Source organism: Paraburkholderia sp. BR10936 (assembly GCF_040965735.1).
Lineage (GTDB): Bacteria > Pseudomonadota > Gammaproteobacteria > Burkholderiales > Burkholderiaceae > Paraburkholderia > Paraburkholderia nodosa_A.
In genome coordinates this window covers 74,049-100,492 of sequence record NZ_JBFRCM010000017.1, presented here as the reverse complement: position 1 = coordinate 100,492, position 26,444 = coordinate 74,049, and the positions used below count along the sequence as shown (strand labels likewise).

The 26,444-nt window shown below is 61.8% G+C and carries 25 protein-coding genes and 4 pseudogenes; 13 read left to right on the top strand and 16 right to left on the bottom strand.

Annotated elements, in window-relative coordinates:
* Positions 1-106 precede the first annotated feature (106 nt).
* From AB4Y36_RS30130 to AB4Y36_RS30120, 3 genes are read left to right on the top strand one after another with little or no spacing between them, the layout of a single operon-like run.
* A complete protein-coding gene (locus AB4Y36_RS30130; RefSeq protein ID WP_069266162.1) occupies positions 107-1,294 on the top strand; it encodes an FAD-binding oxidoreductase in 1,188 nt (395 codons plus the stop codon).
* A gap of 44 nt (positions 1,295-1,338) precedes the next feature.
* The gene (locus AB4Y36_RS30125) at positions 1,339-2,112 is read left to right on the top strand and encodes an electron transfer flavoprotein subunit alpha (protein ID WP_368684917.1); all 774 of its coding nucleotides are present in this window, start codon (positions 1,339-1,341) and stop codon (positions 2,110-2,112) included.
* A gap of 2 nt (positions 2,113-2,114) precedes the next feature.
* Entirely contained in the window at positions 2,115-3,056 is a 942-nt protein-coding gene (locus AB4Y36_RS30120) for an electron transfer flavoprotein subunit alpha/FixB family protein (protein ID WP_368684916.1), read from the top strand.
* Between the two features lie 214 nt (positions 3,057-3,270).
* On the opposite strand, the gene AB4Y36_RS30115 is transcribed toward AB4Y36_RS30120, so the two are convergent.
* Positions 3,271-3,474, bottom strand: a complete 204-nt coding sequence (locus AB4Y36_RS30115) for a hypothetical protein (RefSeq protein WP_342947184.1) — start codon at positions 3,472-3,474, stop codon at positions 3,271-3,273.
* A gap of 302 nt (positions 3,475-3,776) precedes the next feature.
* Here AB4Y36_RS30115 and AB4Y36_RS30110 point away from each other — a divergent pair, with 302 nt between their 5' ends.
* Both AB4Y36_RS30110 and AB4Y36_RS30105 read left to right on the top strand, forming a co-directional pair.
* The gene (locus AB4Y36_RS30110) at positions 3,777-5,306 is read left to right on the top strand and encodes a CHAD domain-containing protein (RefSeq protein WP_368684979.1); all 1,530 of its coding nucleotides are present in this window, start codon (positions 3,777-3,779) and stop codon (positions 5,304-5,306) included.
* Positions 5,307-6,109: 803 nt separating this feature from the next.
* On the top strand, positions 6,110-6,382 hold the full coding sequence (locus AB4Y36_RS30105; RefSeq protein ID WP_368603375.1) for a hypothetical protein: 273 nt from the start codon (positions 6,110-6,112) through the stop codon (positions 6,380-6,382).
* Between the two features lie 279 nt (positions 6,383-6,661).
* Here AB4Y36_RS30105 and AB4Y36_RS30100 read toward each other — a convergent pair whose 3' ends face one another.
* On the bottom strand, positions 6,662-7,105 hold the full coding sequence (locus AB4Y36_RS30100) for a hypothetical protein (protein ID WP_368603374.1): 444 nt from the start codon (positions 7,103-7,105) through the stop codon (positions 6,662-6,664).
* A 195-nt stretch (positions 7,106-7,300) separates the two neighbouring features.
* Here AB4Y36_RS30100 and AB4Y36_RS30095 point away from each other — a divergent pair.
* From AB4Y36_RS30095 to AB4Y36_RS30080, 4 genes and pseudogenes are all read left to right on the top strand, one after another.
* Positions 7,301-7,423 (top strand): annotated as a pseudogene (locus tag AB4Y36_RS30095) (glyoxalase); the annotation flags it as partial.
* A 143-nt stretch (positions 7,424-7,566) separates the two neighbouring features.
* On the top strand, positions 7,567-7,839 hold the full coding sequence (locus tag AB4Y36_RS30090; protein WP_368603373.1) for a metal/formaldehyde-sensitive transcriptional repressor: 273 nt from the start codon (positions 7,567-7,569) through the stop codon (positions 7,837-7,839).
* 7 nt (positions 7,840-7,846) lie between these two features.
* Complete coding sequence (gene dmeF, locus AB4Y36_RS30085; protein WP_368684915.1) at positions 7,847-9,136, top strand: CDF family Co(II)/Ni(II) efflux transporter DmeF; 1,290 nt, start codon at positions 7,847-7,849, stop codon at positions 9,134-9,136.
* A gap of 3 nt (positions 9,137-9,139) precedes the next feature.
* A complete protein-coding gene (locus tag AB4Y36_RS30080; protein WP_342947065.1) occupies positions 9,140-9,340 on the top strand; it encodes a DUF1289 domain-containing protein in 201 nt (66 codons plus the stop codon).
* 56 nt (positions 9,341-9,396) lie between these two features.
* Here AB4Y36_RS30080 and AB4Y36_RS30075 read toward each other — a convergent pair whose 3' ends face one another.
* The gene (locus AB4Y36_RS30075; RefSeq protein WP_368684914.1) at positions 9,397-10,407 is read right to left on the bottom strand and encodes an alpha/beta hydrolase family protein; all 1,011 of its coding nucleotides are present in this window, start codon (positions 10,405-10,407) and stop codon (positions 9,397-9,399) included.
* A 166-nt stretch (positions 10,408-10,573) separates the two neighbouring features.
* Positions 10,574-11,287, bottom strand: a complete 714-nt coding sequence (locus AB4Y36_RS30070; RefSeq protein ID WP_368684913.1) for a DUF4396 domain-containing protein — start codon at positions 11,285-11,287, stop codon at positions 10,574-10,576.
* A gap of 353 nt (positions 11,288-11,640) precedes the next feature.
* On the opposite strand from AB4Y36_RS30070, the pseudogene AB4Y36_RS30065 reads away from it, so the two are divergent.
* A pseudogene (locus AB4Y36_RS30065) lies at positions 11,641-12,063 on the top strand (flavin reductase family protein); the annotation flags it as partial.
* 40 nt (positions 12,064-12,103) lie between these two features.
* Positions 12,104-12,271, top strand: a pseudogene (locus AB4Y36_RS30060) (phenol degradation protein meta); the annotation flags it as partial.
* A 113-nt stretch (positions 12,272-12,384) separates the two neighbouring features.
* Here the strand turns inward: AB4Y36_RS30060 and AB4Y36_RS30055 are convergent.
* From AB4Y36_RS30055 to AB4Y36_RS30010, 10 genes and pseudogenes are all read right to left on the bottom strand, one after another.
* A pseudogene (locus tag AB4Y36_RS30055) lies at positions 12,385-12,459 on the bottom strand (adenylate/guanylate cyclase domain-containing protein); the annotation flags it as partial.
* Positions 12,460-12,557: 98 nt separating this feature from the next.
* Positions 12,558-13,802 carry an alginate lyase family protein gene (locus tag AB4Y36_RS30050; protein WP_368684912.1) on the bottom strand — a complete coding sequence of 415 codons (1,245 nt, stop codon included), beginning with the start codon at positions 13,800-13,802 and terminating at the stop codon, positions 12,558-12,560.
* 550 nt (positions 13,803-14,352) lie between these two features.
* On the bottom strand, positions 14,353-14,691 hold the full coding sequence (locus tag AB4Y36_RS30045) for an L-rhamnose mutarotase (protein ID WP_342947182.1): 339 nt from the start codon (positions 14,689-14,691) through the stop codon (positions 14,353-14,355).
* 203 nt (positions 14,692-14,894) lie between these two features.
* Positions 14,895-16,421 carry a UxaA family hydrolase gene (locus tag AB4Y36_RS30040; RefSeq protein WP_368684911.1) on the bottom strand — a complete coding sequence of 509 codons (1,527 nt, stop codon included), beginning with the start codon at positions 16,419-16,421 and terminating at the stop codon, positions 14,895-14,897.
* Complete coding sequence (locus tag AB4Y36_RS30035; protein WP_368684910.1) at positions 16,418-17,578, bottom strand: mannitol dehydrogenase family protein; 1,161 nt, start codon at positions 17,576-17,578, stop codon at positions 16,418-16,420. Before AB4Y36_RS30035 ends, AB4Y36_RS30040 begins: the two co-directional genes overlap by 4 nt.
* Before the next feature lie 31 nt (positions 17,579-17,609).
* The gene (locus tag AB4Y36_RS30030) at positions 17,610-18,620 is read right to left on the bottom strand and encodes a zinc-binding alcohol dehydrogenase family protein (RefSeq protein ID WP_368603353.1); all 1,011 of its coding nucleotides are present in this window, start codon (positions 18,618-18,620) and stop codon (positions 17,610-17,612) included.
* Between the two features lie 134 nt (positions 18,621-18,754).
* The gene (locus AB4Y36_RS30025) at positions 18,755-19,771 is read right to left on the bottom strand and encodes an aldo/keto reductase (RefSeq protein WP_368684909.1); all 1,017 of its coding nucleotides are present in this window, start codon (positions 19,769-19,771) and stop codon (positions 18,755-18,757) included.
* Between the two features lie 82 nt (positions 19,772-19,853).
* A complete protein-coding gene (locus AB4Y36_RS30020; protein ID WP_342947057.1) occupies positions 19,854-20,801 on the bottom strand; it encodes an ABC transporter substrate-binding protein in 948 nt (315 codons plus the stop codon).
* A gap of 53 nt (positions 20,802-20,854) precedes the next feature.
* A complete protein-coding gene (locus AB4Y36_RS30015) occupies positions 20,855-21,886 on the bottom strand; it encodes an ABC transporter permease (protein WP_342922409.1) in 1,032 nt (343 codons plus the stop codon).
* Positions 21,879-23,429, bottom strand: coding sequence for a sugar ABC transporter ATP-binding protein (locus AB4Y36_RS30010; protein WP_368684908.1), 1,551 nt, complete (start codon positions 23,427-23,429; stop codon positions 21,879-21,881). The genes AB4Y36_RS30015 and AB4Y36_RS30010 overlap by 8 nt, the downstream gene beginning before the upstream one ends.
* Positions 23,430-23,660: 231 nt before the next feature.
* Here AB4Y36_RS30010 and AB4Y36_RS30005 point away from each other — a divergent pair, with 231 nt between their 5' ends.
* Both AB4Y36_RS30005 and AB4Y36_RS30000 read left to right on the top strand, forming a co-directional pair.
* Positions 23,661-24,386 (top strand): FadR/GntR family transcriptional regulator, encoded by a 726-nt coding sequence (locus AB4Y36_RS30005; protein ID WP_342947055.1) that lies wholly within the window; start codon positions 23,661-23,663, stop codon positions 24,384-24,386.
* On the top strand, positions 24,383-24,529 hold the full coding sequence (locus AB4Y36_RS30000) for a hypothetical protein (RefSeq protein WP_176732800.1): 147 nt from the start codon (positions 24,383-24,385) through the stop codon (positions 24,527-24,529). Before AB4Y36_RS30005 ends, AB4Y36_RS30000 begins: the two co-directional genes overlap by 4 nt.
* A 211-nt stretch (positions 24,530-24,740) precedes the next feature.
* Here the strand turns inward: AB4Y36_RS30000 and AB4Y36_RS29995 are convergent, their stop codons facing one another.
* On the bottom strand, positions 24,741-25,526 hold the full coding sequence (locus AB4Y36_RS29995; RefSeq protein WP_368684907.1) for an ABC transporter ATP-binding protein: 786 nt from the start codon (positions 25,524-25,526) through the stop codon (positions 24,741-24,743).
* On the bottom strand, positions 25,523-26,434 hold the full coding sequence (locus AB4Y36_RS29990; protein ID WP_368684906.1) for an ABC transporter permease: 912 nt from the start codon (positions 26,432-26,434) through the stop codon (positions 25,523-25,525). The genes AB4Y36_RS29995 and AB4Y36_RS29990 overlap by 4 nt, the downstream gene beginning before the upstream one ends.
* Positions 26,435-26,444: the final 10 nt, after the last annotated feature.

The window sequence follows — 26,444 nt, the reverse complement described above, 5'->3', positions numbered from 1 at the left end:
ACGGACGATGAGCAAATGCGTCGATGAGCCATAAGTTTGCCTAATACAAAATAATGGCGGGCAGCCGGGACGCAGAATTTGCCCATCGTTCACCCACGAGGGCACCATGAGCCACTTTGACTATGTCGTGATAGGCGCCGGCGTCATCGGCACGTCCGTCGCCCACCATCTCGCCGCGCTCGGCGCGAACAGCGTTCTCGTCCTCGATCAAGGGACGATCGGGGCGGGCACCACCTCGCAGTCTTCCGGGCTGCTGCGCACGCATTACTCGGTGCGCCAGAACGTCCAACTCGCCCGCGCTTCCTGGTGGGCCTTCAACAATTTCGCCGACTATCTCGGGGACGACGAAGCCTCCTGCGGCCTCGTCAAATGCGGCTACATGATCAGCGCGCCCGAGGGCGACAAGCTCGACCCGCTGGCAGCCTCGCTGCGCGCCCAGCAGGAAATGGGCATCGAGGTACAACTGCTCGACCGCCAGACGGCGCAGGCGCGCCTGCCGATCGCCACCTTCGACGACGCCGCGCTGATCGGCTTCGAGCCAGAAGCCGGCTTCGCCGACGCCTATCTCGTCGCGACCAGCTTCGCACGCTCTGCGCGCCGCCGCGGCGTAAAGATCATGGAAGGGGTGCGCGTGACCGGCCTCGTGCGCGAAGGCCGCCGCGTGGTGGGCGTGCAAACGTCGGCGGGACGCTTTGGTTGCGGCACGCTCGTCAGCACGCAAAACATCTGGACCCCTGAACTCTCCGAATGGATCGGCGTGCCGCTGCCGGTCAAGCCCGAGCGCCACACCGTGCTCGCGCTCGAATGCGAAGCCGCCCCCTACACGTTCGCCATGCCCGCATTCAAGGACCTCGGCTCGCCGGGCATGCTCTATTTCCGCAGCTACGGCGGCAGCCAGATGCTGGTCTCCGAAGGTGTGGTGGGCGAAACGCTCAATGCGCCCGAGACCGAGCAGGGCGAGATCTCCCTCGACTATGTGGCCGAAGTCGGCGCACAGGTGGCCGAACACTTTCCCGCCTACGAAACGGCGGGGCTCGCCTCGTCGTGGACCGGCGTGTACGACGTCACACCCGACTGGAACCCCGTGCTCGGCAACGTTGCCGACGTGGAAGGCCTCACGGTGGGCTTCGGCTTCTCGGGTCACGGCTTCAAGCTCTCGCCGGGCATCGGCAAGCTGCTCGCCCAGCACGCGCTCGGCCTGGCCACCGACGTCTCTCTCGAACCGTACGCACTCGAACGCTTTGCGAGCGGCGCGCTGCTGACCGGCAAGTACGGTCTCGGCGCGGTGTCGTAACACCAGCGCGCAATGTGCTTTCTCATGCAAACAGGAGAAAACAGATGACTGTCCGCATTCTCGTACCCGTCAAGCGCGTGGTCGACCCGAACGTGCGCGTGCGCGTGAGCAGCGCCGGCGCGATCGAAACGGCAGGGCTCAAGATGTCGCTCAATCCGTTCGACGAATGCGCGCTCGAGAAAGCGCTGCAACTGAAGGAAGCCGGGGTGGCCTCGCACGTCACGGTGCTGACCTGCGGCCTGCCCGCACACCAGGACGTGCTGCGCACCGCGCTCGCCATGGGCGCCGACGACGCGGTGCTGATCGACACGGGGGCCGCCACGGCCACGCTCGATTCGCTCGCCGTTGCGCGGCTCGTGGCCGCACACATGAACGAGGTCGACTACGGTCTCGTGCTGTGCGGCAAGCAGGCCATCGACGGCGACGTGGGCGGCGTGGCCGCCATGCTCGCCGCACTGCTGGGCTGGCCGCAGGCGCTGAATGCGAGCGCGCTCGACGCCATCGACGGCGGCTGGCGCGCGAGCTGCGGCGACGATGCGGGCACCGCCACGTGGCAACTCGACGGCCCCGCCGTGATCAGCGCCGATCTGCGCCTGGCCGAGCCGCGCCGCGTGACACTGCCGAGCATCGTCAAGGCGAAGCAAAAGCCGCTCGCCACGCGAGAGGCGGACGCGCTCGGCGGCGTGTCGAGCGCCCGCAGCCACGTGCTGAAACTGAACGATCCGCCCGTACGCGAGCCTGGTGTGAAGGTGGACAGTGTCGACGCGCTGCTCGCAGCACTCGCCGATCGACGCGTATTTGAATCCGTGGGAGTTTGACTATGAGAACGCTGGTTCTGGCCGATGCCGACGTGGGATCGATTTCCGATGTCACGCTGCGCGTGATAGGCGCGGCGCTGCAACTGGGGCAACCCGTCGATCTGCTCGTATTCGATGCGTCGAGCGCGGCAACGGCGGCGCATGTGAGTGGAGTCGAGCGCGTGCTGGTCGCATCCGCTGGCGCAGCCGATGCGCTCACACCGGAAACGATCGCGGCGCAATTGCACGCCCTCGCTGAAGGGTATTCGGCGGTGCTCGCGGCGCACCGCGCCTCCAGCCGCGCTGCATTGCCGCGCGCGGCGGCGCTCACCGAAGACGCCTTTATCGCCGACGTAATCGCCATTCGCGAGCGCACGCAGTTCGTGCGCGGCCTCTATGCGGGCAGCGTGATCGCGACGGTGACGAGCGCCACGGCGCGCACTTATGCCAGCGTGCGGACTTCGTCATTCGCACCGGTCGAGGCGGAAGGTGGCGCGGCGCAGGTCGTTGCGCTCGCACCTGGTGCGCCGTTCACAGCCACGCGGCTAATCGAGCGCCGCGCCGCCGGGCAGAGCGGCCAAGACCTCGGCAGCGCGCGCGTGGTGATCGCGGGTGGACGCGGCCTCGCTTCGCAGGAGAACATGGCGCGTCTCGGCAAGCTCGCCGACAAGCTCGGCGCGGCGCTCGGCGCCTCGCGCGCCGCCGTGGATGCCGGCTATGCGCCGAACGCCGCGCAGGTCGGACAGACCGGCCGCAGCGTGGCACCCGACGTGTATGTGGCGTTCGGCATCTCGGGCGCGATCCAGCACCTCGCCGGCATGAAGGACTCGAAGTTCATCGTTGCCGTGAACAAGGACCCGGACGCGCCGATCTTCTCGGTGGCCGATGTGGGGCTTGTCGGCGACCTGTTCGACGTGGTCGGCGCGCTCGAATCTCACGTGCAGAGTGCGGGGACGAGCGCGTGAACGCACGCCTGCCTCGCTCTTTCTGCTGATGCAAGCGCCGCCGAAGTCTGCGCCGTGCGTTTCATCGACGGCACGCGTCTGCCGCCCGAGCCCTGCGCCAATGGCGCAGGCACGACGCGCACCCTCGCGCGCGGAACGGAGCAGCACGGTACCGCGCCGTGGCGCGCGAGCATGGCGACCCTCGATGGCCCCGCGAGGTTACCGAGATCGCCAACTATTGGCTCGCAGGTTTGCTCGCCGCGGCTTCACTCGCCGCCTTCTGCTTCTTCGCTGCCTCGTGGTGTCCGACGGCACACCCAGCCGCGGCGCCTGCCGTGCCGTGCTTACCCGCGACGTGGCCCGCAACGCCACCCACGGCAGCGCCTTTCATGCAGCCAGCCGCCACCGCTGACGTCGGTGAAATCACTGGAAGTGACATAACGATCGCAAAAGTGAGAAGTGTTCTTTTCATGGTCCATTTTCGAAAGGGGCGGTCCGCTGCACAGGACGTCGTGCGGATCCGGTCCATTCGAGTAGCGCACCTGTCGTGCCTGCGGGGCAGTGTTATCGAACACGGTGATGACCGCCACAGGCGATCGTGCGACATAGTGCGGCCATCTACGGCCGCTCGACCAAAGACTGATTTGGCTACCGGGCAGCCTGGTTTCCCGTAATCGATGCGGACCGAAACTTGCGCGTCCGGGATTGTGTGATGACGCGGCGCGCGGCATGGAGGCAATCATGGAACGGGAGTTAAAGCTACGAATCGCCCCGGAGGACCTCGGCAAGCTTCGTGGCGCACCGCTGCTGGCGCGCGCTCAGGCCACTGCCGATCGACCGGAATTCCTGAACAGCACGTACTTCGACACGCCGGAACTGGCCCTCCACCGTTGCAAAGCCTCACTGCGCGTACGCGCCGTCGGAAAGCGGCGAATCCAGACGTTGAAGCTCGAGGGCGCTGTGGAGGCCGGTGTGTTCGACAGGCCCGAATATGAAATGCCGATCAAAAGGGACACGCCCGATCTGGCGCTGCTCTATGACGCCATATCGGCCGATAGCGATTGCGGCAGGCTGATCCGTGATCAGGCCGTCGCCGCGCAACTCGCTCCTGTTTTCGTCACACGCATCCATCGCACTGCAATCGCGCTGCACCTGCCGTCGGAAGACGAACTCGAAATAGCGCTCGACGAGGGAACTGTCGACGCGCAAACGCGCTCGGTGCCGCTCGCCGCTGTCGAACTCGAACTGAAACAGGGCAAGCCGGAGGCGCTCCATGCGACGGCGCTCGAACTTCTGAAGACCGTACCGCTGAGCATCGACCATCGCAGCAAGGCCGATATCGGCTACGAATTGCTCGTGGCCGAGCACGCCGCGCCCGTGAAGGCCGAACCCGTGCGCTTGTCGAAAGACAATTCGATTGAGGACGTGTTCTGTACGATCGTCCATAACTGCCTCTCGCAGGTGCATGCCAACGAGCGCGGCGTCGTGTCCGGTCATGATCCGTCAAGCGTTCATCAGATGCGGGTCGGACTGCGACGTTTGCGCTCGGCGCTGGACCTGTTCGCCAAGGCGATTCCTCCCTATTCCGGGCTCGACGACGAACTGCGCTGGATCGCGGCGGAACTCGGCGCCGCGCGTGACTGGGAGGTCCTTGCCGGGGCCACACTCGATCGGGCGGGCGCGGACGGCAATGCAGACGAACTCATGCCGGTGCGGCAGGCGTGCACGGTGGTCGCCGTCGACAACCGGCAGCGTGCGGCGGCCGCGGTCGAGTCGGTTCGCTACACGCGTCTGGTGCTCGAACTCGCGCTGTGGCTGGCCTGCAAAAAATGGCGCGACGATATGACCGGCAAACAACGCGCAGCGCTTGACAGCCCCGCGAGGCAGTTCGCCGACAAGGTGCTGCGGCGCAGGCACAGCAGGCTGATCAAGCGTGGCAAGGGCCTCGCCGATCTCGACGATCACCGCCGGCACCGCGCGCGTATCGCGGCGAAGAAGGTTCGGTATGCGACAGAGTTCTTTGCGTCGTTGTTCTCGAAACGGGCCGTGCAGCACTACGTGAAAGCGCTGACTGCACTTCAGGACGATCTCGGCTGGCGTAACGATGCGGTGGTCGCCGATCAGCTTCTGCGGACCGTTTCGCGCAGGTCGAGGGACGCAGCGCCAGGCGCGGCTTATGCCCGAGGCTATCTCTCTTCACGCGTCGCTGCAGATCATCAAACGCTAAAGAAGCTATGGAATCGTTTCAGACGCCTCCCGCCACCGCATTGAGTCGGCGCGCGACAGGTGAAACGGCACCTGAGGTCCGATTCGGCATCGGGTCCGATGCGTTGCAAACGGCGCGCAGCGCAGCATCGTCCCACGGCTACCTGCGACTACCGCGCGTTGTCGCCGCCGAGAGCAGCGTACCGCCTGGCGAGCATCAGATCGGCCACGCAGCGGAAGGGACCGGCAAAGGTTGCGGCGCTCGCACGTGAAATGGGCGTGCGCGAAAGTCCCCTTGATGCTGTGCGCTCCATTGCGCAACGTCCATCCTGAAGCAAGGCTCGCCTCATGGCCAGATCCGGATGCCCAGCAGCACAGCAACAACAAGGCCGAGCGAAGCGCCAAGCAGCAGCACGCCGAGAAGCAGCCACCGGTTTGGGGTCGTAATATGCACGTTCTCTATCGCTCCCGTGGCACGCGATTGAACCAATTCATGCGCAACGCAACAAATCGTCGTGCAGTTCTCAGGGTGAACGTCGACAATGGCAGCGTGAGACACGGCGTGAGCAGGGACAGGCCGAAGACGGTCAGTGGATGATGCGTCGCATCACTTGAATGACTCGAATCGGCGATGGTATGGGAGGCAGCCTTAAGGCTGCCTTATGGTGTCGCGGTCCTGGTCCCGCAAAGGCTACTGCATGGCGTCGGCGATCAGAATCGCAGGGATTCTGCGAAAATGATGCCGCACACGAGCAGAATCGTTGTCGGAAACAGGGCAACGAGGCGCAACATTCCGTCGGAAGACGCCCTGTTCCTGTTATCGGGCAAGTTCCGACTCGTGCACGCGTTCATATTTTGAGGACTGGTTCATGAAGAATCCCGCGCTCGCGCATCTGACATTCGCCGCCGCTGCAGTCAGCCTCACCAGTGCCGTCCACGCGACTGATGTCAATGTCGGCATCAATGTAGGCGCGCCTGTCGTGGTTGCCCCACCCGCTGCCGTGGTCGTCACGCCTGGATGGCACGACGACCGATATTGGGATGGACATCGCTACTGGAATCGCGATGACTGGGAAAAACATCACCATCACGACAAAGGATGGCACTGCCCTCCGGGACACGCCAAAAAAGGCGAGTGCTGATCGGCTTTGCGCGACCCCCGCTCCCTACCGCAGACGCAGCGCGCAGAGCTGCTGCTGGCCGCGTTGCCATTCAACGGACTTGGAGCGACGCCCACTGACCCAGGAGCGGACGATGGCCATCGTCCGCTTGCGGGCTAACTCACAGCCGAAGGGAAGGATGTCGTTACCGAACTTCGCGCCGACCGTCATCGGCCAGAGCGCAGACACTCGCAGCCAAGCCCCTGTGTGATCAACCGTACCGGCGTGACAGCGTGTCACTCTGGTGGCTTCAACGACTTCTCACGTCGGCCAGGTCCTGCCCGGACGATAACCATCGGTAACTTCCTTCTTGTCCAGTCCGAGGGCGCTGGCGACCTCGTTCTTCGTGGCGAACCGGGCGGTAACGTGAAATTTGGTGGTGCTCTGGCGCATTCGCCCGATACCATAGGCGCCCTTCTCGTTTTCCTTGATGATGACGTCTGCGGGATGAGCCGCCTCCCCACGGAAGCCCGCCGACTCGAAATCGATATGCTGGCGAGTTTTGATATTGGATTCGGCAGTTCGGTCGAGATCGTAGGCCACTAACCAGGCATTACCGGAAATTGCCCGCCCTGGCCGATAGGACTGCTCAAGGTCAAACACCCACAGCGCTGACCCGTTATGCGACATGAGCTTTTTCTCCACCGCGGCGGCTGCGTGCTGCTTGGGAATCCAGCGAAACAAGCTCCACTTTTCTTTCGCCATGAAAGTCTCCACGAGTGTTGTCGGACTCAAAGCATCTGTCGCGAACGGGTTGCTTATTACAACAGTTCGCTAGCCGGTTTATTCCGTGCCTCGGAGATGGCAACAGGTTCAGCGGGCGATACCTGGATGGGGAGTTGTGGTCCTGAGAGCAGCCATTGCCACTGCGAATGCGTAAGCGGTTGGGCGGGCTGCAGTCGGGCCTTCGGTATTCCCTTCAAGGAAGAGAAAGGCGGCTATCTCCATACGGAGAGTCTGCCAGGCGCAAACACTTTCGCCTTGTGGCCGCTCTCCCAGGCCGCTCAGTCGTGCTTCGACAGCAGCGAACATCGCGTCCGGAGCGGCTACTCCCCGAAGCGCGCGGCGATTGTCCCAAATGCATGCTGCCGCGATCCACAAGTGATTTTTAGTATACCCCCTTACCCTATTGGTGATAGACTTCGCCCGCAAACGGGAGAACAGGTATGAGCCATACGATTCGCGAAAAGCAGAAGCTGCTTAACCGCATTCGCCGGATTAAAGGGCAGGTTGAAGCGATTGAAAGGGCACTGGAAGAAGAACGCGGTTGCATGGCCGTGCTGCAACAGGTCACGAGCTGTCGTGGCGCCATGAACGGGCTGCTCGCCGTCGTGCTCGAGGACCACATTCGCACCCATCTCGTCGATGCAGAACCGGACGACGAGCATGGCAGCGGAACAGAGCAACTGATCGAAGTAGTCCACAGCTACTTCAAGTGAGACAAGCATGAGCAAGTTCGAGGATGCCGCCTTCGGGGCGGGACATGACCATATCTTCCTGGGCGCTGCCCACGAGGAAAACGAGCGCAGGACGTGGATGGTGATTGCGCTGTGCAGCGCGATGATGGTGACCGAGATCGTCGGCGGAAGTCTTTTTGGCTCGCTTGCGCTCGTTGCCGACGGCCTGCACATGTCGACACACGCCGGCGCGATGCTCATCGCTGCGCTCGCGTATACGTACGCGCGAAAGCATGCGAGCGACAGCCGCTTCGTATTCGGTACGGGGAAGCTGGGCGATCTCGCGGGCTTTACCAGCGCCATTGTGCTCGCCATGATCGCGCTGCTGATCGGGTACGAGGCGGTTTCGCGCTTTCTCTCGCCCGTGCCCATTCACTTCGGCCAGGCGATCCCCATCGCCGTTCTTGGCCTGCTGGTGAATCTTGCAAGCGTCTGGCTGCTCAGCGGCAACCATCACGGCCACAGTCATGGACATGGGCACAGCCACGGCCACGGGCACGGACATGAAGACGAACACGGTCATGAGGGAGAGGCGCATCGCATCTTCGGTACTGCTGGAGTTTTCGCCGTGTCGATCTTCGAAGATGGCGTGCCACCCGTCTTCCGTATTACGCCTGAGACGGCTTCTTCGAACCTGACCGCCGACGCGGTATCAGTCACGACGGTCCGCCCCGACGGTTCGCGTCAGACCTTCGCGTTTGCCGACCGTGGGAGCTATCTGGAGTCGAAAGATGAGATTCCCGAGCCGCATGCATTCAGGGCGATTGTCAGTTCGCCCGATGGCGAGCAGTCAATCGAATTCGAAGAGCACGATCACAGTCACGAAGACGCACATGCTGCCGCGAACCGCGACCACAACATCCGCTCGGCCTACATTCACGTCATCGCAGACGCGGCAGTTTCCGTGCTCGCGATCATCGGCCTCCTGCTGGCCCGTGCGTTCGGCTGGGTCTGGATGGATCCGCTCGCAGGCGTGATCGGCGCCCTGGTGATTGCTAACTGGTCGTGGGGCCTGATGCGCGATACGGGAGGCATTCTGCTCGACATGAATCTGGATAAGCGCATGGCCGAAAACGTTCGTCACATTATTGAAGACAACGGTGACGCCGTGCTTGATCTCCATGTCTGGCGGGTCGGTCCGGGCCACATGAGTGCGGTGGTGTCAGTCGTCACCAGTGAAGCACAACGCAGCCCCGGCTTTTATCACGCGGCGCTCAAGCGCTTTAAGGGGCTGTCCCATGTGACGGTCGAAGTGAACGCCCCTCGGGCCGCCACGTAAACCATGGCTGCCAAATCGCCCTGCATCGACCTGTGTGCGTTCGATGGCAAGACCGGGTTCTGCACGGGCTGCTACCGGACGCGTGAGGAAGCCCGCGGCTGGAAAAAGATGACGGACCACCGGCGCCATCAGATCCTCAATGAAAGGTCCCGGCGAGAGGCAAAGCTGGGACGTGAAGCGACGCGGGCGTCGGAGCAGGACTGAAGACCGCACACCCTATCGCGGTGTCATGATCCGCAACACAGGGTCGACCTGATGCGTTATAGATTTGCATGCAAGAAGTCCACGACCTCATGGTCGATCTGACGATGGATCTCCACGCGATCAATCCCGGGCGCGTCCTGACAGATCAGCGCCCCATTGGTTGCGACCGAGGCCGGGCAAGGATCGATGAAAACGAAGTGATTGCCTGGCACGATGTGAACCGCAGGCGGTGTAGGCAAGCTTGAGACGACAGCAAGAGAGTTGCTCGCAGAACCAAGGTAGCTGTCATCCTGCGGGCGATAGAGCATGGTCGGTACGCGCACAGCGGACAAGCCAGGTGCCCCAAACATCATGGCCAGTGGATCCATCAGCACCAGGGCCTTCAGGCGGTGATCAACGGGCGGTTGCCAAGCTATCAGTTCAGCAGGTACAGCTACTTTAACCTGAGTGCCGTGCGCACGATTGCTGGTTGCTGAACGCGGACATGACCCCGGATCATCGTGATTTGCGCAGTACGCACTGGCATAGGCAAAATCGGGTTTCGCTCCCGCCAGGATCAGTGCGGTGTAGCCACCAGCCGAGTATCCAATCATGCCAATCCGGTTGACATCGGCGCTTGCCGAAAACCGTGGATCTGCGAGCACTGCATTAAGCGCGGCCTCTGCCTGCCGGGGGCGGTCGATCAGAATCTGGGCTTGGGACGGCGCGCGGGGAAAGCCCGAAGCGTCCCCTACGTGCGTCGGCAAGACCGCGATAAATCCGGCGCGAGCCAGAGCGGTTGCCAATTCACGATGGCTTAACGGGCCTCCACCTCGTCCGTGCGAAATCAATACAACCGGGAACCGGCTATCCAGTGCAGGCGGAGCATTGAGTGTCGCCTCGACAGTAAATGGACCCGCTTGCCATGGAACCTCGCGCTCATGCGTAGGGTAAAAGACAACGGTGTCGAAAGGAGCAGCATCGCCCACCACCGTGAGACGGATTACCCCTGCGTTAAAAGTAGCCGGATCGGCCAGCGCGGAACACGTACATACGATTGCTAACACAACGGTCACTATCCAACGCATGTCGCTACTCCTGGACAGCCAGAATGAGAGGCGAGGATATCAGAACGCGCTACGTGCCTGGTCTTGACGCGGTGGAAGCTTCCCGACTGCTGGAAAACATCAGGACGCGTTGATTGCAATATATCTGCACCGGCCGGGCGAGGCCCGCCGCAGATCCAATGCAGAATTACATCTTTTCCTTCACCCCAGAACGGATCAGCCACACGTTGATAGGGTAGCTGGTTGCGAATCCTGCGAGCATCGCGAGCTGCATGGCGAACCAGAACTCAGCAGTCCCAACGTTCGCGACCATCCCGTAGGCCGGCTTGAACCAAAGGAACTGGATGATGGCCATAAGTCCATACATGCCGACCTGCCACGCCGTAATCGACGCGATATCCGCTTTGACTGCCGCGACCACGCCTTCGGTTGCCGACAGCCCGCGCATGGTTTTGATCGTGAAATATTGAAACACGATGCCGAGCAGAAAGGCGACGAGGAAGTCCGGGATCCAGACCGCAAACGTCTTGTCGTCGAACACTGTGTGCCATCCGAACCAGACTGCCAATGCGGGAAAGGCAAATGCGGTCCATTCGACGATGATGTCGCCGAGTGCACAGCCGGCGCCGCAGTGACTCGTTCCTTTCATCACCGTCGCGGAGAACGGCTGGGCGTCGCTCCTGCGTCGAGCGTCGCCAACACTCCGTCCCCACGCGTAGTAGGCGGCAATCCATAGGACGCTGCCGAATAACGCCGTTAGGGGCCAGACGACATTCATGATCCACATCTTCTGGGGGTGTCGAACTTCGTCGACCACGATAGCAACAGCACAAATAGCGCCCAAAATGATCCAGGCGAGTGAAAGCGTGTCAAGCCAAGATGGGAAGGTTCCGTAAGTCATCGCTGTCTGTGCCGGCCGGTCGGATACGAAGTCGGCAGCAAGGCGCGTTCCGTGCCTGCGAACCGGTGTGCCGTCTTGCGCCCGCACAGCGCACTCCCGACGTTTCTTCCACAGAGTCGCAGCAGAGCACATCGAGCAGCACCGGCCCACTTGACGCGCGACCGCGGCCTTTGCGAACGAATGACGCGCCTGCCTGCCCAGAATACTGCGCGCTCACAGCGGGCTCGTTTTCTCGCCAATTTCTATGGGGGCTGTTCTGAGCCGCGAGTGCCAAATTGTCGTCGGTCTGGATAGCTATCCCACTGCGCGCTCGCCACGAACGCTTGTAGGACTCGGGGCCTGGACTTCCGGCTTGCGAGGCACGGGATGGCCGCAAGATTGGTCTGACCGCAAACTCGTTCGCGTCACTGTCGCTCGATCCACCACTCGTGATCTGGAGTTTCGGCAAGACTTCACCCAGTTGCGCGGATTTCGTCCATGCCGGCTACTTCGCGATCAACGTGCTTGCCGAAGACCAGACCGACCTGTCGCGCCGCTTTTCGAAACCGTCGCCCGACAAGTACGTCGGCGTCGCCTGCCGTGAAAGCCTTGGTGGCACCGTGGTGCTCGACGGCTGCAGCGCGCACTTCGTGTGTCGCAACCTGGCGCAGCACGAAGGCGGCGATCACCTGATCTTTATCGGGCAGATCGAGCATTTCGAAGCAGAGGGCCACGCGCCGCTGGTCTTCCATTCCGGGCAGTACGGGGCGGTAACCAATAATCCGACATTAATTTAATCATATTATTTAGCATTACATATTTATAAGGTTTGCCGCCATGAAGCACCCCACGTCCCGCATGCTGCTCTGCTTCGCTCTTTCTGGAGTCCTGAGCACAGGATCGGCAATAGCGGGCGACCTGCCCAACGTCAACCTCGGCTTCACGAGCTTCCTCGATGGTGCACCGCCGGCGGGGTCCGGCTGGTATGCAACGCAGTACCTCGAGTGAATTGGCCGCTGCTACCCGCGAGGCGGGCTATATAAACCCACGTACGAAGATCGACCGCAGAAGACGTGAGATCGGCTAAATGCCGGATTGATGACTGCAGCGCCCCACTAGTCATAGATGAACTTTCGCCTGCCGATGACACCGGCGACCACGGGTCCGCTATTGATGCCAATACGCAATTGGAGGCCCTAGCCATCACCTGGACTAATCTTTGGGCACACCCAAGTGGGACAAACCCGGAAAATTCACGCTAGATCTGATCCGGGAAACGCAAGCGGATCACTTACTTGAGGGTGTACGTCAACGTGCCGTACCCAAGTTGGTCGAAGCCGCCGCTGGTCGAGCCGTAGTCGCCACCGCCGCCTTCCGGACGCACCCGCCGCGCGTGTTCGGCAACGCCCGGCGCCTTGAGTTTCTTCAACACCACGTAGTGGTTGTAGAGCAACTCCCAGATTGGCCGCGTATTGCCTCTCGATGCAGGCGAAATCACGAGCTGTGTCGCGAGACTGTCGGAATACAGGGTGTAAGGCACTTCATGTCCCAGGTTGTATTGGGCAGCGTATTCGGCTCCCTTCAGCAGACGATCGTGGTCGTATCCGAACAGATCGTCTCCCTGATTCCAGGCCATCTGACAGAACGCGCCCGCCAATGCGATGTCGAGCATGGTGTGTCCCTGGTCGCGGCCGCTTTCCTGAACCTGACCGAGCCCGTTCGGATACAACTTCCAGACGAGGTGTTCGATGGAACCGTTGCCTGCGCCGTGCTTGAAATACTCGACCGCTTCGGAATAAATGTCCCGACGGTCGGTGAGCACGCCGATCGCCAGCATCGATGTCATGTTGGCAAGATCCCAGTTCGCCCAGTAGTGATCGACCTTCGTGCCGTTGTGACGGGTCAGGAAGTCCTGGTTCATCGGATAGAACACAGTAATCATCATCGACTGGAAGCGATGAAAATCTGCCGCTTGCCATTGCGGCGACGTGCGCAGGATTTCCGCGGCGTTAGCCAGTTCGTAGCCGTAGATCCCGGAGGCGAGGAACTTGTCCGAACTCCCCTCGATCTTCCTCAGGCTATGCGACCAGGCATTCAGGATGGCGATGGCCTTGCCGGCATAGGCATCGTCGCCCGAGACTTTCCAGCGCAGCGCGAGCGCATAGGCCGCTGCTGCATCGTTGAACAAAGACGAATAATTCTGCGCATGCTCGGGATCCTCGCCGCGATAGATCGCATCCTGGGGACTTGCCTTCCAGTCCAGCGACGCGTGACGATTGGCGATCAAGCGCTGCCAACCTTGCAGCCATGGCTGCTTTCCCTGCGCCACGTTGACTCGCATGCGCTGAAAGTCCTGTTCACTGTGCAGCAGGCCCGGATGTGCGAACGGCTTCGTCTCGATACCAGTCGTTGTTTGCACGGCCACCACAGTGTGCTTCGCGTCTCCGCTAGCGTCGTGGTTAACCGGTTGAGAGACGCAGGCCGCGAGGATGTTCATGGCGCCGATTGATGCGATGAGTATCGATTTTCTGGACATCAGCAGAGGAAGCTCAAGTCTTGAATGAATGGCTACCCCCGCTTTGTTGCGAAGGCTGAACCCGTACTCAATCAACGAGAATTCGAGAAAAGCGTTGACACTGTCGGAACACGAAGCACAAACAAGCGAGGCGTCACGACGTCCGGCCGTCGGGCAATCGATAATCCACGGGGCCGCGTGGCACGGCCTTACTGCGTTTGGATGCGCTCCAAAACGTTTGTGTTTCGCACACTGGACTGAGGTCAGTCGACGCATCGTTCCCAAGGCCTGCATGAGGTTGGAATTACAGGCAACATTGACGGTGCAGCCAGACCTCTCCGATCCACATCTGAATCAGCACAGGTAAGAGAGGTCGGCTGACGCGGTAGCATGTGGAATCGCAAAGAACGCGGCACGCACATGCGTAACGCTGGATCGGAAAGTCAAGCCTTTGAACATACCGTTCCCCCGTCGTACGCGCCTCACCGTTTGTCCACGGCATGTTCACTGTCCTCGATGAGCCTGATTTATTCCTTCTTATTCCTTCGCCGCGCCACGTTCTCCGGCGATTCTATTGCTGTGCCAGGTCGAATATCCGGCTCATCGCCATCCACTTCTGTCCGGACGGCGTCCACGGTGTGGGCGCCTGAAACTGCCACATCAACGTCTCCCACCGCTGGACCACGGGGTTATTTTGAGCAGCAGTCGCCATCCTGGCAGCGTCATATATTGCGTCGTCTGTTTCCATCACCATGAGCAATCGGGTTCCCAGACGGTAAATCTCCATGTCCAGAACACCTTGGTCTCGTATGTGCCGGATCACTTCAGGCCAAACCTGGCGGTGAAGTTCTTCATAACGGGTAATAAGCTCAGGATCTTCTTTCAGGTCCAGGGCGAAGCAGTAACGCACGATCACTCCTGTTTTAAGTGCCGCAGTCATTCAGTCTGGGATCACGCCTTGCGTGGCTTGCTGCCGTATGGCGTTCCATGCATGCCGTCAAGTGAATCGCTAACCTCATCTCTCACAGTCGCATTGCTAACCGCTAGCGCCGAATCGCCGTAAGAGGTGAAGTCCATCACCGCTCCCCGCATACCATACCCGGGCATCGTCCGTTACATGATCGCTCCCCGCAGCCAGGGAACGAACTCGCGATCACCGATTCCGTTTTCCTCGCTGCGCGTTCGCCTTCCCGATGCGACCTCCAGAATGAACTGGAACAGTTGCATCCCTGCTTCCTCGACGCTCAGACGAGCGTCGACGATGTCGCCGCTGTTGAAGTCCATGTCCGGGCGCATTCGCTCGAACAGATGCGTAGTGGTTGCGATCTTGATGGTGGGAGCCGGCCTGGAACCGAAGACCGAGCCGCGTCCAGTCGTAAAGCAGATCAGGTTCGCCCCTCCCGCTATCTGCCCCGTAGCCGACACCGGGTCGTAGCCCGGCGTGTCCATGAATACGAGGCCGCTTTCAGATACCGGCTCTGCGTAGTCGTAGACCGCGTTCAGTACGGTGCCGCCTGCTTTCGAGACTGCTCCCAGTGACTTTTCAAGAATCGTTGTGATGCCACCTGCCTTGTTGCCGGGCGACGGGTTGTTGTTCATTTCGCCGCCATTTTCTGCCGCGTAGCGTTCCCACCACCGCAATTTCGCGAGCAGACGCGCGGCGACGTCATCCGACGCTGCCCGTGCCGTCAGCAGATGTTCTGCCCCGTAAATCTCCGGCGTCTCCGACAGGATCGCGGTGCCGCCATTGCGTGCGATCAGGTCGACCGCCACGCCGAGCGCGGGATTGGCGGTGATTCCCGAGTACCCGTCCGAACCGCCGCACTGCAGCCCGATTTTTAGCCGCGCCACAGGTACTGTTGTGCGCACGGCCCGATCTGCCAATTCGAGCAGTTCGTGTACGATCGCGGCTCCCCGCGTCACCGCCTCACGGACACCGCCTGCGTCCTGGATGACGAGCGTTCTGATCGACCCGTCATGGCCCGCTCGCAACGATGCCGCGAGATCCTCGACCTGATTGACCTCACAACCCAGTCCGACAAACAGCACGGCCGCAAAATTGGGATTGCGCGCATAACCGGCCAGTGTCCGACGCAATATCGCGATTCCGTCACCGGAGGCCGACATCCCGCATCCGCTCTGGTGCGTAATCGCGACAACACCGTCCACGTTTCCGAAGGCTTCCATGGCTGCCCCCCGGAACGCATCCGCTATCGCATGACAAACACTGGCCGAGCAGTTGACGCTCGCGATAACGCCGATGTAATTGCGCGTTCCTACCTGACCGTCCGGCCGCACGAATCCCTGAAACGTGTCGGAGCGGTCGATCTCTGCAGCCCGAAGCGCCGTCTCGTGGCCCGACTGCCCACTCCCATGACGTTCAGGCATGGCGACGTTGTGTACGTGAACGTGTTCGCCCGCAGCGATGTCGCATAGCGCAACGCCAATCGTCTGCTGATACTTTGTCACGGACGCGCCGCGGGCGATGTGCCGTATCGCCACCTTGTGACCGGCTGGCACGGGCGTCAAGACCTGAACCTGCTGCCCATTCGTATCGATCTGCGTGCCTGCATCCAGTGCGCGAAGCGCAACTGCAACGTTGTCTTCACGGTGAAGCACCAGAAACGTCTCCGCGTTCATGATGCGTGCCTCCCTTCTATAGCGTCCAGGCGGTTCTGCGCGGCCAGCATGCTTCGCAAGCGCGGCTGTGTAGACGTAAGCGACAACGAATCCGCGAGTTCGATCAACGGCTTTATTCGCCGTCTGACCTTTTCTCCGTGATTGGTCGCAATGTCCGCGATACGATGAGCCAACCAGGGATTGAGCAGCCGGTCGCGCACATTTTCGATGTAGCGCGCCGCGGCACTGTGCAGGCCCAATGCGTCGAACACCGGCAGGACCTCCTCGTGCCAGACTCCTTCGATACCGTCCCGAAGTCGGGGATCGCTCATCGCCACCAGCACCGTTTCATTCGACGGGCGGCGCTCGTTGATCCACCGATCGGCGAGCCAGCTGTGGCCGAGATTGAGAAAGAAGAGCTTCAGACGCTCATGGGTACGCAGGTCGTCTGTCACGACAATCTGCTCGTGCACACATGGCAACTCCATGCCTGTACGCCGCTCGATGGCCCATAGCGCATACGGTTCCGCGATCGCGCCGACCGGGTCGATCGGCTCGGACACGATCCGGTCGACCAGTGAGTTTACCCAGACGCAGATATGCTGCAGATACCCGATAAACGTCGCCGGCATTCCCCATCGCCGTGCCACGCCGAGCACGATATCGCGAAGCGTGTTGCCATTGTTCTCGACAAGTTCGCAGGGAAAGATCGACACACCATCATCGGGACGCACCTGCCAACGTGCATGCAGGAGAACCATCAGCTTCACCGGAAAGCTGTGCGGCACCTGTTCGTCGCCAACAAGCATGTCCGCCGAATCCCGGTCGTCAAGCCGGTAACCGGCATCGCCCGTGTTCGAGACAATGACCCGCACCTCCTCGATCATGACGCGACGAATGTCTGCCCAGTCAAGATCGGCGACCCACGCCTTCTGGACGGCGTGGCAATCGACGACGCGATCGACCGCCACACTGCCTTCCCTGCCCCGAATGCGGACGGGATAACTGCGTGTATGCGCAAGTGCGGCAACTCGCGCTCGGCTCGACGGATTGCCCGTGGTCTGCACAACGGCGATTGCGCCAATCGCGTCGCCGCGCTCAAGGGCCTGCGATACGAAAAAGGCGACATGGGCCAGCAAAAACCGGCTGGTGCCAAACTGAAGAATGGGTGTGCTCATGCTGCCTGTCCTGATTGTTTCGCCGTGCAATTCAACATTCGACCAACGCCTTGACAACGGTCTGCCCGGGTTCCAGCAATCGCGGAAATGCGTCGGGCACCTCGTCAAGGCGCATCCGGTGCGTATTCAACGCCTGGTCAGGAATGCGGCCCGCACGCATCGCCTCCAGCACGGTTTCGAAGTCGGTGGCGGTAGCGTTGCGGCTTGCAAGCAACGTGGTCTCGCGCTTATGAAATTCCGGGTCGGAGAATGTCACCTGACCCGGCACGATCGAGATGAGGGTGTATTTCCCGCCATGCGCGACGAAGGCGAAGCCGCGGTTCATCGCGTCGATGTTGCCGGTCGCGTCAAAGACCACATCAAAAAACTCGCCATGCGTGAGCGATGCGAGTTGCGCCACGTCGTCCGGGCCCACCGCGACCGTTGCATCGACGCCCAGATGCGACGTGCAGAATTCAAGGCGGTCCGCGCGCGTGTCCAGACAAACGACCGTGGCACCGCGCAGCCTGGCAAAGATCATCGCCGCCATGCCAATCGGGCCAGCCCCGACCACCAGCACCCGTTGACCGGGCGACACATCGGCACGCCGCACGGCATGTGCGCCGATGGCAAGAAATTCGAGCATGGCCGCCTGATCGAGCGACACCCCTTGCGCCTTGTGCACGAACTGCGCAGGCACGCTGAGATACTCGGTCAGTGCGCCATCGCGATGCACACCCAGCACCTGGATGTTGACGCAGCAGTTCGTCTTGCCTTGACGGCATGCGACGCAGTGTCCACACGACAGATAGGGCATGACGTAGACGCCGTCGCCAGCCGCGAACCCCGAGTCAGGTTCCGCCTCGACGACCACTGCGGACAGCTCATGACCCATTACGCGCGGGTATTGGAGGTAGGGTTGACTGCCGGTAAAAATATGCAGATCGGTACCGCAAATCCCGACACGGCTGACCCGCATCAGTACTTCGCCGTCACCCCGCGCGGGCAGATCACGCTCCTCGGCGCGCAGTACCCCGGGTGATTCGCAGATCACGCTAAGCATGTTGATATCCTCACGATCAGGTCAGGTATGGTGGCTCGGTGTGCACCGATAGATCGCATCCAGGTCGCGTGGAGGCCAGTGGCCGGCACGTGCTTCGTTGCACCCGTCGCGCTGGTGTGCGTCGACGCGCGGCGTCATTGACGACTCCCGGGAACCGGCGCATCTGGGACGATCAGCCCTTCCTGGCCAAGCGCGCCCCAGAAGTCCGCTGGCACGGGTTGTTCGAGCCACGTGATGTTCTGCTGCAGCTGCGAAACACTACGCGCACCGATCACGCAGGAAACGACAGCGTCATGCGCGAATGGAAACTGCAGCGCCGCCGCAGGAAGTGGAACATTGAAGCGCTCACATAGAGCGGAAAGGCGACGCACCTTCCCGACGACTTCGGCTGGCGCATCCGAATAGTTGAACTTGCCGTTGCCAGCGAGTACGCCGGAATTGAATACCCCGCCCACGACGACGCCTGTGCCTACGCGGGTGCAGCGATCGAGCAGCGGCTCCAGCGCGCCCTGTTCGAGCAGGGTGTACCGGCCGGCCAGCAGAATGACGTCGAGCGGCGCTTCGTTCAAAGCATCAACGGCGACTTCCCACTCGTTGACGCCAAGGCCGACTGCGCGGACTTCGCCGCCTGCGCGCAGCTCCTCGAGCGCGCGAAACCCACCGCCGGCCGTAAGTTGGCTCCAGTAGTGCGTATGTCGATCGCCGTGAGTCAGACTGCCGATGTCATGGACATACAGGATATCGATTTGCGCGAGGCCGAGGCGTTGCTGGCTATCTTCGTACGAGCGCATGATGCCCTCGTAGCTGTAGTCAAACACGGGGCGAAACGGCAGCGGTTCGGCCCAGCCATCCTCACCGGGCTCGACACCGACATCGGGGCGCATCAAACGGCCCACTTTCGTGCTCAATGTGAAAGCGTAGCGCTGACGCGCCGCGAGTGCCTGCCCGACGCGCCGTTCGGAGAGTGTATAGCCGTAATACGGCGCGGTATCGAAGTAGCGCAGGCCTGCGGACCAGGCGGCGTCGACCAATGCGCAGGCATCGGTGGCCGACATGGCACGGTAGAGCCCGCCAAGCTGGGAGCAGCCAAGGCCAAGCCTGGTCAGTTCGAGGCCGCTGCGCGGTAAGGCGCGTTTTTCGGAAGCGTTCATAAACCGGGGAGGCAGGTGTCAGGGGAATACCGTGAAGGCTCCCTGCGACGGGCCAAATGGCTTCGTCGCAGATCGGCCACCATCAGTAGAGGACGTTCTTCGCTTCCTGAGAGTCGAGGTTCGGTTTGTCGACCATGACGACACCGGTATCGACCAGCTTCGCGACAGGCTTGTGTTCGATGACGCCGACCACCGTCTGGATTCCCTTGCTCCCCATCTGCCACGACCCCTGAACGGCAATCGCCTGGATGGTGCCGTCGCGAACGAAGCCTTGCAGATCCTCATTGCCATCGAAACCGACCGCCACCAGCTTGCCAGCCTTGCCTGCCTGCTTGAGCGCGCGTCCCATGCCAACCGCGGTCGGTTCGTTCGCGCCGAAGATGCCCTTCAGATCCGGATTTGCGGACAGCACATCGGTCGTCTGGTTCAGCGCTGTCGCCATCTGCGACTGCGAGTAGTAAGGTCCGACAATCTGCAGCTTCGAATGGGCCGCGATGTATCTACGGAAGCCGCCTACCCGGCCAACTTCCGATCCGGCGCCGGGCACGTACGACATGACTGCAATTTTGCCCGTCTGTCCTACGCGAGCGATCAATGCCTGGGCACATAGTTCGCCCGCCTTCTCGTTGTCGGTCGAGAGGAACGATTGGTAATACGGTTTGCCTGAGTCCGAGATTGCCGAGTCGATCAGCACCACCGGGATATGTGCTTCCCAGGCTTTCTTGATGGCAGGCACGAGAGCGTCAGGATCGGAAGGCGCCAGCACGATACCTGCCACGTGCCGGTTGACCGCGTTCTCGACCATGTTTACCTCGTCGGCGATGTCCGACTCGGCGGCCGGCCCCTGGAAGGTCATCGTATAGCCCTTCGTTTCGGCAAGCGCCGCGTTCGCACCCTTCTGCACGTTCTGCCAGTAGTTCGAGTTGACCGTCTTGACGATCACGGCGATCTCGCCGCCTGCAGCATATGCGCCGGTACTGAACGCTGCACACAACATCGCCGATACCGTCAGCAGGGAAAGCTTTCGCATGTCTCGCTCCTCTCTTGTGGTTGAACTTCGTATGGTGGTTGAACTACGTGTGATTACCGCTTGCGATTTCGCAACTGGTCGATCCAGACAGTGCCGAGAATGACGACGCCGATGATGATCTGCTGGATGAAACTCGATACGCCGTTCATGTTGAGTCCGTTGCGCAGGACACCGATGACGAACGACCCGATTGCCGTTCCCGAGATCGTCCCCACACCGCCCATCAGCGAAGTGCCGCCGATCACCGAACTGGCAATCGCGTCGAGCTCATACATGACACCCTCGTTGGGTTGCCCGGTGACGAGTCGGGACATCAACACACAGCCCGTCACCCCAGCCATGGCGCCGGAGAGGACGTACGTGAAAAGCGTCACGCCTTGAACGTTCACGCCGGAAAGCCGCGCTGCTTCCGCGTTCGAGCCCACCGCGTATATGTGGCGGCCAAGCGAGGTCTTTGACAGCAACACCGAGACTGCGACGAACAGGACGATCATGATGACGACTGGATAAGGGATACCCGGAAACGTTGTGTCCGGAAATCCGTCCGCGCCAATATGGGAGACGCGAAACAGCGCCCCGTTTCCGAGTGCTCCAAACGCGTCGCCCAGATCTGAAACCGGGCGCGCGCCGGTGATCTGCAGCGCCAGACCCCGCGCGACGAGCATCATGCCCAGTGTCGCAATGAACGGCGGCAACCCCATACGTGTCACGCAGATTCCGTTGACGGTCCCGCACAGCGCGCCGACCAGTACCCCGCAAAGCATCGCAACCGGCACGGGCGCACCAGCCTTTGTCAGTAGTGCTGCGGAAACTCCCGCGAGCGCAAGAACGGAGCCGACCGAGAGGTCGATGCCGCCGGTGATGATGACACACGTAGCCGCAACGCCGAGGTAGGCGATGGACGTCACCTGCAGGCAGACGGTCATCAGATTGCCGACCGAGAAGAATGCCGAACTCGTTACGGAAAATGCCGCCAGGAGCACGATCAGGCTGCCCAATGCAGCAAACTTCTGGATAAGGTCGCGGCGCCGTTGCTGGGCGGTCTGCCTCGCGGCCTGGGTCGAGTCTGATGTCATTTCAAGCATGGGTGCGCCCCGAAGCGTAGTGCATGATTTCCTCCTGACTGGTATGTGCGGTATTGAGAACCGCAGTCATGCAGCCCTCATGGAAGACGGCAATCCGATCCGTCATGCCGAGCAGTTCGGGCAACTCGGAACTGATCAGCACGACCCCGACGCCCTCTGCGGCAAGCCGGTCCATCAACCCGTAAATGGCGAACTTCGCGCCAACGTCGATACCGCGTGTCGGCTCGTCGAAAAAGAGGATCTTTGAGCCACGATAGAGCCACTTGCCGATCACGACCTTTTGCTGGTTGCCGCCGGAAAGATTGCGCACGATCTGATTGACCGATGGTGTCCGGATCGCCAGTTCCTTGACGTATCGTTCGGCGACCCGGTGCTCCTCCCGAAAGCGCAGGAAGCCCGTGCGTGACGCAATGGCGCGCACATTTGCCAGCGTGATGTTCGCGGCAACCGGCATCATCAGGGCGAGGCCCTCCCTCTTCCGGTCTTCGGACAGATAGGCGAGCCCGTGCCGGATGGCCTCTCTCGGTGAGCGGATGCTCACCGGCTGACCATGAAGCGTGATCGTTCCACTATCCAGCCTGTCAGCGCCGAAGATTGCGCGCGCAACCTCGGTGCGGCCAGCGCCCATGAGGCCGGCAAATCCGAGAATCTCGCCTCTGCGCAGCTCGAAAGAAACAGGGCCGAACACACCGTTGCGGTGCAGATCCTTCACGCTCAGCAGCACCTCTTCGGCAGGAGAAGATTGTCTGGCCGGATAGGCGTCCTCGAGCGAGCGACCGACCATGCGCGCAACGATATCGTTGACGCTCAGCGCAGCGAAGTCATCGGTCGAGATGTGGCGGCCATCGCGCAGAACCGTGACGCGATCGACAATGTGCGCCATCTCGTCGAGCCGATGCGAGATGTAGAGAATCGCCACGCCTTCGGCGCGCAGCTCCTTGATGATCCGGAAAAGCTGGACTGTTTCCGATTCCGTGAGGGACGACGTGGGCTCGTCCATGATCAGTACCTGAGCGTTGAGCGAAAGCGCCTTGGCGATTTCGACCATCTGCTGCTGCGCGATCGAGAGCGTCCCGACCAGCGTCGTGGGCGCCACATCCAGCCCGATGCGTGCAAGACAACGCGTTGCATCCGCGTTGAGCCTGCGCGTGTCGACGAAGGGCCCGCGTTTAGGCTCCCGCGCCAGATAGAGGTTTTCCGCCACGCTCAGATGCGGCACCAGGTTCAGTTCCTGATGGATGATCGCGATGCCTGCGGTCTGCGCTTCGGAAGTCGAGAGGAACTGCACGGCCTCGCCGCGATAGCGGATCAGACCGACGTCCGGTCGGTATTGCCCGCTGATGATCTTCATCAACGTGGACTTGCCCGCCCCGTTTTCGCCGCAAATGGCGTGGACCTCTCCGCAGCGCAGATCGAGGTTGATGCCATCGAGCGCGATCACACCCGGGAAGCGCTTTCCGATCCCTTCGAGGCGAAGGATCTCCTCATTCGGTGGCTTATGGAGTTCTGCATCCAGGCTGGGCAGCCCGTTGGGCGCGCTCATCTCGTCTCCTTTGACACGGCCGACCTGGCTTCGCGCTGGTCAGTCCAATTGAGACGGATTAGACGGCAAACCAAGTTATTGGTCAAGCCAATATGATTTTTATTAACTGGCCTTACCCATAAGGAAAACCCTGGGACGGGCGCGAACGCTTGTCCCACGGTACTTCAGCCGAAATGCTAGACTCTATGAGCCGTTCAACTTGTCGGCAACTGGCAGGCACCGAACCTCATCGTGAAATCAACCGAACCCAAGCGGCTTTACCAATCCATTGCTACCCAGATCCTCACATTGATTCGTCAGGGTGAATTCCCGGCGGGCGAGCGCCTGCCGCCGGAGCGGGAACTCGCCATCAAGCTTGGCGTCTCGCGGCCCTCCCTACGTGAGGCGCTTATTGCGCTGGAGATCGGTGGCAAGGTCGAGATCCGTGTCGGATCCGGCGTCTACGTGCGTGAGACAGGTATCGATGATGAGAGTGCGGTGGGATCGCTCGGCGATAGCCCGTCCGAGTTGATGCAGGCGCGCGCTGCGATCGAAGGCAGCGTATCGGTGCTCGCCGCTGCGCGCATGACCGCCGCCACGCTCGATCGCCTGCGCCGCTCAATCGAGCGGATGCGCAGACTTGCAGCAGCGGGCAAATCCCCCGTTGAAGCGGACCGGCAATTCCACATGCTGATCGCGGAGGCGGCTGGTAACTCCGTACTGAGTCGTTTCGTCGGCGAACTCTTCGATAGCCGCCACGATCCGATCGCGGCCGCCATGCGCGGTCATACGGAAAGTCCTCAAACCTGGACCGAGGCAGTATGCGAGCACGAAGAAATCCTGAGGGCCCTGCAGGCCAGCGATCCTATCGCGGCGCAGACAGCGATGCGTGCTCATCTCAAGGCTTCCGGGGAGCGATGGATCAGCGGTGCGCTGAAAAAAGTTTCCGGTACAGGGCAAGCAAGTGAAAATGCATGACGGGGCTCGGTACCCGCCAATTCGCTCGACTGCTCGACTTCACGCTGAAGATCGTCTGCATTAAGGGGAACCTGCGCAATGCCGTCGGCACCTACGGTCTCGCCATGACGCATGGCGCTGTCGAATATCGCGGAGGTCAATGACTCTTACGATCTGACGGGCAAATGTCGGTTCGTCAACCTCTGCCCAGCCACCATCGAACGTTTCCTGAAGGGGCGCAGCCCGGTATTCGGGTAATCCGCGACCGCGTTTGGCCACCGCCACGAAGGTGCGCAGAAGTTCGAGATCCAGATTTTTCATTGCAGCGATGTCGCGCCAGACGCGCGCGTACGTGTGAGCGGAGGAAACGGTTCTTCACCGCACCAATGTCTCCAGCCCCTCGAACAGGATCCTGCGCCATGCCGAGCGGGCCGTGTCCTCGCGCCGGCGCGGACGTGCGCCGCCCACTTCAAAAATGCGGCTGGCAGGTCGTGTCCGTGCTCCACCGGCAGGCTCCAGCAAGACGATCCGATCGGCCAGATGCAGCGCCTCGTCGATATCGTGCGTGACGACGAGCGCGGCCGTTCGATGGGCATCCACGATGGCGAGCAGCAGGTCCTGAAGGCGCATACGCGTCATTGCGTCGACGGCGCTGAATGGTTCGTCGAGCAACAGCAGCTGCGGCTGCGTGAACAGGCCGCGTGCAATCGCCACGCGCTGGGCCATGCCTCCCGAGAGATGCTTCGGCCAGAGCGCACCGTCTTCGGGACGCAAGCCGACCTCTTCGAGCAGCGACTGCGCGCGTGCGAGCACGTCGCCGCGAGCGCGCTGCGGAAAGCACACGTTATCGGCCACGCGCAGCCATGGCAACAAGCGCGGCTCCTGAAAGATCACGCCCGCGAGCGGCGACGGCCCGCGTTGCACTTCGCCGTTGTACGAAACGGTGCCCGCGTAGTCGCGATCCAGCCCCGCCGCAATGCGCAGCAGCGTACTCTTGCCGCAGCCGCTCGGGCCGAGCAGCGCCACGATCTCGCCGGGCGCGAGCGTGAGCCGCAGGCTGTCGAGAATCGGCCGCTCGCCGTAGCGCTTCTGGTGGATGTCGATATCGACGAGGGGCGGATACGTCTCGCGCGCCGTGCTGGTCAACGAAGCCGCCATCATGTGCGCGCTCCCTCGACACTCGTGTCGCGCCAGGCCAGGACGTGTGCCTCGAGCGCCTTCATTGCGCTGTCGGTCAACTTGCCGAGCAATCCCAGCAGGAGGATGGCGCCAAACACGATATCGGGCCGGCCCGTCTCGCGGCCGTCGCTCAGGAGGTAGCCAAGCCCGCGCGTTGCGGCGATCAGCTCGGCCGCGACGACGAACATCCACGAGACCGCCAGCCCCGTGCGCAGCCCTGTGAAAATATGCGGCAACGCAGCGGGCAACAGGATTCGCACGAATAACCGCCACGAAGACAGCCGATACACCGCGCCCAGTTCGACGAGCTTGCGATCGACGTTTCGGACTCCAGAGAGCACGCTCAGATGCACCGGAAAGAATGCGCCAATCGCGACCAGCGTAATTTTTGGCGCCTCATCGATGCCCATCCACAGCAGCAGCACGGGCACCCACGCAAGCGAAGGAATCGCGCGCAGCGCCTGAAAACTCGGATCGAGCAGTGCGTCGAGCCGGCGGCTCAAGCCCATTGCCGCACCAACCACCACCGCAAGCAGCGCGCCGCACGCGAAGCCGGCCGCCACGCGCGCCGTGCTCTGCACGATGTGCTTCAGCAGGGTTGCGCCGCCGAGCTGCCAGAGCGCCTGCGCGATCTCCGAAGGCGCGGGCACGAGATTGTCCGGCAGCACCTGCGCACGCACGAGCACTTCCACGACAAGCAGGAAGGCGACCGGCAGCAGCAAGCCCGCCATGCGCCAGGCGCGCGGCGCACGCTCTTGCGGGGCACCCGCTTCCCGCACCGGCGCGCTGGTGCGTTGCGTGTCGCCATACGCGGGAGCCTCAGTCCTTCGCCCCGCCGTAACCTCACCGGACTGCGCCAGCGAGCGTGCTGCCGCTTCTTCCACTGCCATGTCAGCCTGC

Excerpts from the sequence above, each read along its gene's own strand:
- AB4Y36_RS30130 (WP_069266162.1), top strand. The coding sequence starts at position 107 with ATGAGCCACTTTGACTATGTCGTGATAGGCGCCGGCGTCATCGGCACG.
- AB4Y36_RS30125 (WP_368684917.1), top strand. The coding sequence starts at position 1,339 with ATGACTGTCCGCATTCTCGTACCCGTCAAGCGCGTGGTCGACCCGAAC.
- AB4Y36_RS30120 (WP_368684916.1), top strand. The coding sequence starts at position 2,115 with ATGAGAACGCTGGTTCTGGCCGATGCCGACGTGGGATCGATTTCCGAT.
- AB4Y36_RS30115 (WP_342947184.1), bottom strand. The coding sequence starts at position 3,474 with ATGTCACTTCCAGTGATTTCACCGACGTCAGCGGTGGCGGCTGGCTGC.
- AB4Y36_RS30110 (WP_368684979.1), top strand. The coding sequence starts at position 3,777 with ATGGAACGGGAGTTAAAGCTACGAATCGCCCCGGAGGACCTCGGCAAG.
- AB4Y36_RS30105 (WP_368603375.1), top strand. The coding sequence starts at position 6,110 with ATGAAGAATCCCGCGCTCGCGCATCTGACATTCGCCGCCGCTGCAGTC.
- AB4Y36_RS30100 (WP_368603374.1), bottom strand. The coding sequence starts at position 7,105 with ATGGCGAAAGAAAAGTGGAGCTTGTTTCGCTGGATTCCCAAGCAGCAC.
- AB4Y36_RS30090 (WP_368603373.1), top strand. The coding sequence starts at position 7,567 with ATGAGCCATACGATTCGCGAAAAGCAGAAGCTGCTTAACCGCATTCGC.
- dmeF (WP_368684915.1), top strand. The coding sequence starts at position 7,847 with ATGAGCAAGTTCGAGGATGCCGCCTTCGGGGCGGGACATGACCATATC.
- AB4Y36_RS30080 (WP_342947065.1), top strand. The coding sequence starts at position 9,140 with ATGGCTGCCAAATCGCCCTGCATCGACCTGTGTGCGTTCGATGGCAAG.
- AB4Y36_RS30075 (WP_368684914.1), bottom strand. The coding sequence starts at position 10,407 with ATGCGTTGGATAGTGACCGTTGTGTTAGCAATCGTATGTACGTGTTCC.
- AB4Y36_RS30070 (WP_368684913.1), bottom strand. The coding sequence starts at position 11,287 with ATGACTTACGGAACCTTCCCATCTTGGCTTGACACGCTTTCACTCGCC.
- AB4Y36_RS30050 (WP_368684912.1), bottom strand. The coding sequence starts at position 13,802 with ATGTCCAGAAAATCGATACTCATCGCATCAATCGGCGCCATGAACATC.
- AB4Y36_RS30040 (WP_368684911.1), bottom strand. The coding sequence starts at position 16,421 with ATGAACGCGGAGACGTTTCTGGTGCTTCACCGTGAAGACAACGTTGCA.
- AB4Y36_RS30035 (WP_368684910.1), bottom strand. The coding sequence starts at position 17,578 with ATGAGCACACCCATTCTTCAGTTTGGCACCAGCCGGTTTTTGCTGGCC.
- AB4Y36_RS30030 (WP_368603353.1), bottom strand. The coding sequence starts at position 18,620 with ATGCTTAGCGTGATCTGCGAATCACCCGGGGTACTGCGCGCCGAGGAG.
- AB4Y36_RS30025 (WP_368684909.1), bottom strand. The coding sequence starts at position 19,771 with ATGAACGCTTCCGAAAAACGCGCCTTACCGCGCAGCGGCCTCGAACTG.
- AB4Y36_RS30020 (WP_342947057.1), bottom strand. The coding sequence starts at position 20,801 with ATGCGAAAGCTTTCCCTGCTGACGGTATCGGCGATGTTGTGTGCAGCG.
- AB4Y36_RS30015 (WP_342922409.1), bottom strand. The coding sequence starts at position 21,886 with ATGCTTGAAATGACATCAGACTCGACCCAGGCCGCGAGGCAGACCGCC.
- AB4Y36_RS30010 (WP_368684908.1), bottom strand. The coding sequence starts at position 23,429 with ATGAGCGCGCCCAACGGGCTGCCCAGCCTGGATGCAGAACTCCATAAG.
- AB4Y36_RS30000 (WP_176732800.1), top strand. The coding sequence starts at position 24,383 with ATGACGGGGCTCGGTACCCGCCAATTCGCTCGACTGCTCGACTTCACG.
- AB4Y36_RS29995 (WP_368684907.1), bottom strand. The coding sequence starts at position 25,526 with ATGATGGCGGCTTCGTTGACCAGCACGGCGCGCGAGACGTATCCGCCC.
- AB4Y36_RS29990 (WP_368684906.1), bottom strand. The coding sequence starts at position 26,434 with ATGGCAGTGGAAGAAGCGGCAGCACGCTCGCTGGCGCAGTCCGGTGAG.